At 68.3% G+C, this 1,469-nt stretch carries 2 protein-coding genes; one reads left to right on the forward strand and one right to left on the reverse strand.

All coding sequences use genetic code 11. From position 1 onward, the window contains the following. The coding region (locus KH616_RS24970) for a LysR family transcriptional regulator (protein WP_292254918.1) at positions 1–885 on the forward strand (885 nt) is incomplete at its 5' end. Between the two features lie 51 nt (positions 886–936). Here the strand turns inward: KH616_RS24970 and KH616_RS24975 are convergent. Then, the gene (locus tag KH616_RS24975; protein ID WP_292254920.1) at positions 937–1,338 is read right to left on the reverse strand and encodes a polyketide cyclase; all 402 of its coding nucleotides are present in this window, start codon (positions 1,336–1,338) and stop codon (positions 937–939) included. Positions 1,339–1,469 lie beyond the last annotated feature (131 nt).

Raw genomic sequence — 1,469 nt, forward strand, 5'->3', positions numbered from 1 at the left:
CTCGAACGCAGCGTCACGCAGGACGCGCTTCGGCTCAACCAGACCCAGCCTGCGATCAGCACCGCGCTGCGCAAGCTGCGCGAGACGCTGAACGATCCGATCCTCGTCCGCGGCAAATCCGGGATGGTGCCGACCGAGTACGGTGCGTCGCTGCTCGAGGCCGCGCAGCGCGCGCTGCGCGAAGTCGACTTCATCGCGACGCCGCACGGCGCCTTCGATCCCGCAGCCGCACGGCGCACCTTCCGGATCGCCGCCCCCGACTATCTGAACGACTTCTTCACGCCGACGCTCGTCGCGCGATTTCGCGACGCGGCGCCGTACGCGCATCTGGAAATCGATTCGCTGAATCCCGCGCTCGATCACGCGCGTGCGCTCGAGTCCGGCTCGCTCGACCTCGTGATCGGCAACTGGCCGAAACCCGACGTGCGTTTTGCGCGCCATGACCTGTTTTCCGACACGGTGGTCTGCCTCATGCGCGACACGCATCCGCTCGCACGCGTGCCGCTCACCCGCGACACGTATGCGGCCGCCGCGCATCTCGCGCCGACACCGTACACCGGCGACAAGCGCAACGCGATCGAGATCGGCCTTGCGCGCGCGGGGCTCACGCGACGGGTCGTCGCGACGCTGCCGTATTTCGGGCTCGTGCCGCACGTGCTGCTGCAATCCGACCTGATCTTCACGACTACCCGGCGATTCGCGATGCACTATGCGCAGTTGCTGCCGCTCGTCGTCATCGCGCCGCCAGTGCCGTTTCCACGTATCAAAAGCTATCTACTCACGCATCCGCAGCCGGATCGCCCGACCGACGTCGCATGGCTGCGCGCGTTGATGCAATGCGTGTCGGCCGAGCTGACGGCCGTGCGCGGGCGCACGCGCGGATGAAGCATGCACCGGCGCGATCGCGCGCGCCGGCCTGCGTCGCCCCGGCGCCGCTCACACGGCGCAGAAGGTTTCCTGAAGATGGATCCAGCGCACCGCGCCCGCGGCGTCGCGCTCGAACAGCGCCGTTCCGCGACGCGCAGGCAGTTCGCCCGCGGCTGCGTGTTGCGCTTCGAGATACGCGATCGTCGCGTGCCGGTCGTCCGCTGCGAGCACGTGGATGTCCGACAACGTGATGTGCAGCCCCGGCTTCGCGCCTGACAGCCGCTCGAGCAGCATGCGCCAGCCGGCGAAGTCGAGCATGCGGCCGTCGGTCAGGATCACCGTGAAACGGGGGGCGAAGGGCGCAAGCAGCGCATCGAGCGCCGCCGGCCCGGCGTCGGCACCGGACAGCCAGCGCTCGATATCGACGATGCTGGCGTGCAGCGTGTCGAGAAAGACCTGTGTATCGGACATGATCACCTGCGTGGGGAAGCACGGTACGACACCGCGCGCGAACGATGCAGTGTAGGCAAAAACGTCCGCCGTCGCATCCACACGCTGCCGTCGCCCGCCGCTAGATGCCGGATGCGACGTCGTCCACGTCC

Source organism: Burkholderia sp. (assembly GCF_018375725.1).
In the GTDB taxonomy this organism is placed as follows: domain Bacteria; phylum Pseudomonadota; class Gammaproteobacteria; order Burkholderiales; family Burkholderiaceae; genus Burkholderia.

Excerpts from the sequence above, each read along its gene's own strand:
- KH616_RS24975 (WP_292254920.1), bottom strand. The coding sequence starts at position 1,338 with ATGTCCGATACACAGGTCTTTCTCGACACGCTGCACGCCAGCATCGTC.